Raw genomic sequence first — 3,343 nt, forward strand, 5'->3', positions numbered from 1 at the left:
TCGAAGTTTTTTTTCCAGAGGCTAAAATGATTGCTAAGATAGGAATTAAATAGATGAATCGAAAATGTTGCAACATTGGGGTAAAAAATGAAACTAAGAATCCCAAGATTAGTGGAAAAATAAGTAAATAAAAGACAGTCTTAATAAGGACAGTCCTTATAAGAAGGACTGTCTTCCTTATAATAAACAAAATAAACGCTGTCCAGGTTCCTGCTATTCCCCAATACAACCACTTAGGATAAAAACTAATTCTGCCAATTGAAAATTTTATTGGAATTAAAAGTAGATTTTTTAGATTGGCTTTACCAAGTACTATTGACCAATTGGTGACTTGACTAAGGGCAACTTTAGAATTAATTAGTTGCTGATAAAGGAGAGGGCTGATGATTAAAGTAGTCAGTATTAAGTAGAAAGTATTAAGTAGAAAAAATTTATAATTCTTTTTGTATAAGGAAAACAATAGAAAACTAACTATCAGGAATATTGATCCATAGAATGTTAGAAGGGCTAAAGAAATAAACAGTCCAAATATAATTTGGTTCCTGTTTTTAAGAAAATAATATAACGCCACGGTGAGAAAAAAAGTTACTATCATATACATACGGGCTTCTTGAGAGTAATAAACTATCAGTGGATTAAATAGGAAGAATACTGCGGACCAAACCCCGCCAATCAAATAAACTACCCATCCCGTTCCCAAACTAAATAAAACCGAAGGCATTCTTAAAGCTATTTCTGAGTAACCAAACATATTCGTCCATAATTTCATAAATAGATAATATAGCGGGGGATGAAAGTCGGTCGGAGAAAATTTAGTGATAATCTGTAAAAAACTAAAGTTCTTCACCACACTGGCGGTGATCGCTTCGTCAAGCCAGAGGGATTGATTAAGAGCAATTAAACGAATTAAGAAAGCGAAGAGAAAAATGAGAAGAATTTTTTTATTAAACATTAATTTAGACTGTTACAACAACCTAAAGAGCGGGATACGGGAGTCGAACCCGTCCCCTCTGCTTGGAAAGCAGATATTCTACCGATGAACTAATCCCGCTTTGAATATATATTATACCAATTATTTCTCCCAACCGTTCGGATGGCTTTTATACCAAACAATGAGAGATCTGACTGAATCTTCAATCGTTTTGTTCGGTTTCCAACCTAAAATTTTTTCCGCTTTTTTTATGTCTGCCACTTTCTTAGCATCATCTCCTTGTCTGATATTAGCTTTTGAAATTGGAATCTCAACACCGGTTAATTTCTTAACTTGATTAATTACTTCCAAAACTGAGCTACCTGTCCCAGTCCCCAAATTTATTATTTCACTTTTTTTTGTTGATAATAAATATTCTAAAGCTTTTAAATGAGCCTCATTTAAATCAACTACGTCAATATAGTCTCGTATTGGGGTTTTATCAGGAGTATCAACTTCCGGACAGGTTAGGAAAAATTTTTCGATACCCAAAGCGCCCCGAACTGCATTTTGTACCAAAAGAGAGGAAGGTTTTTTGGAATCGCCGATCGACCCATCCTCTGATGCACCGCAAACATTAAAATATCTAAGGATCATATAATTGAAACCTTTTAATTTTCCGTGCCAAGAAATGACTTCTTCAGCCATTTTCTTTGAAGCGCCGTAGGGAGTCGTTGGTTTAAGAGGATGTTTTTCGTCAATTGGAAAATATTTTGCCTCACCATAAATTGCGCAAGTTGAAGAAAAAATAATATTCTTGATATTATATTTATCCATTGTGGAAAGTAGATTGGAGGTCACGGCTACATTATTCAAAAAATATTTCCCCGGGTCATTCATCGACTCGTCAACCAAACAAGAAGCGGCGTAATGAACAACGGCTTCAATATTTTTTTCTCTTTCAAAGATAGGAGAAAGGTCATTTTTTAAATCAGTTTCATAGTAATGGAATTTATCCGGATATTTATTTTTTAATAATTCCAACGGCTCCTTGTATCCTGTTTGAAAGTTGTCAATCCCTACAACTTCGTAACCTTTCGACAAAAATAAATCAGTGGCAACCGAACCGATGTAGCCACCAGCACCAGTGATTAAAATCTTAGACATAATATATTTTAACAAAATACTTAAAATTAATACTACAAATACTACCAATCCGACCAATACTACTAATAATCAAATAAATAATTCAATAAACAAATAATTAAATTATTTAATCATTGATTATTTTGTTTTTCATTTATTGGTAGTATTTATTTATTTGTAGTATTAGTAGTATTTTTTAATCGGTGAAACGGGTGCCAATGCACACGTCCTTCGGCAAAATAAATTCCTCCAAAAATTAAGACTCCACCGATCAAATAGAATAAATTTGGATACTCATTGAGTAGTGGACCTGCCACAACAATTGCAGCCAAAGGATCAATATAAGTGAAAATTCCCACTTCCTGAGCATTAAGTTTTGAAACTCCATAGTAAAAAAGAAAATAAGCTAAGGCAGTCGAAAAAAAAACACCATATATTATCCCAGTCAATCCGGCAAAATTAAGAAACGAAATATCCCAGATGGCAAGTTCCTTTGGAATAAATGGTATAAAAGTCAGGCTTCCAAATAAAAAAGTAATTGCTGAAACCTGAAGGGCGTTTACTTTCTTTAAGACACCATGACCAAAAACTGCTTGTAAAACACTTCCAAAAGTTGCAATTAATATAAACAGATTTCCTTCAATTGCCCGAAAAACAAATTTTTTTCCATCTAAAATAAGAGGTGATAATATAATAAGAAATACTCCTGACAACGCAAAGAGCATTCCCGCCAATACTTTTAATTTTGGTTTTTCCCTCAAAAATATTATCGATAATAAATAAACGAATACTGGACCGGAAGAGGCAATCACTGGTACATTGATACTCTCGGTTTTTCCTAATCCCATAAAGAAAAATGAAATGTTGATGGTAATACCAAAAAATCCGACTAAAATAATTTCCAACCATTGTCTCGCTGTTAATTTTTGCCATTTATTCAAGGCTATCGGCAAAAAAATCAATCCGGCAAAAAAGAAACGGATGAAAGCTAAAGTAAACGGCGGAATATTGGTCAATGCGAACTTAAAAATCGGCGAGGCCATACCCCAAATGACGTTAGCAATAATAAGAGCAAGAATTGGGTTCATTTTGTTTTTTTATTTAAAAAAACTATTAGTTCCCCAATTATCCCCGTCATCACGACCTGTATACCGACGATGACTAACAGCATTCCTAAAAAAAGAACTGGTCTTCGATAGAGCATCATTCTATAAAAAATTCTTTCAATGGCGAGATATCCTAAAATTAAAAAACCGAAAAAAAATGACATTCCTCCAAAAATACCAA

3 protein-coding genes and 1 tRNA gene are annotated in these 3,343 nt (G+C 33.6%); all 4 read right to left on the minus strand.

The window, feature by feature from the left end; genetic code table 25:
* Window positions 1-769: hypothetical protein (locus GW846_06210; GenBank protein NDK10339.1), on the minus strand; the 769-nt coding region annotated here is incomplete at its 3' end.
* 211 nt (window positions 770-980) lie between these two features.
* Window positions 981-1,051: transfer RNA gene (locus GW846_06215), tRNA-Gly, on the minus strand.
* A gap of 21 nt (window positions 1,052-1,072) precedes the next feature.
* Window positions 1,073-2,077 (minus strand): UDP-glucose 4-epimerase GalE, encoded by a 1,005-nt coding sequence (gene galE, locus GW846_06220; protein ID NDK10340.1) that lies wholly within the window; start codon window positions 2,075-2,077, stop codon window positions 1,073-1,075.
* Between the two features lie 146 nt (window positions 2,078-2,223).
* Window positions 2,224-3,144 (minus strand): DMT family transporter, encoded by a 921-nt coding sequence (locus GW846_06225; GenBank protein ID NDK10341.1) that lies wholly within the window; start codon window positions 3,142-3,144, stop codon window positions 2,224-2,226.
* Window positions 3,145-3,343 lie beyond the last annotated feature (199 nt).

This window comes from Candidatus Gracilibacteria bacterium (genome assembly GCA_010119145.1).
Taxonomy (GTDB): Bacteria; Patescibacteriota; Gracilibacteria; order BD1-5; family UBA6164; genus JAACSU01.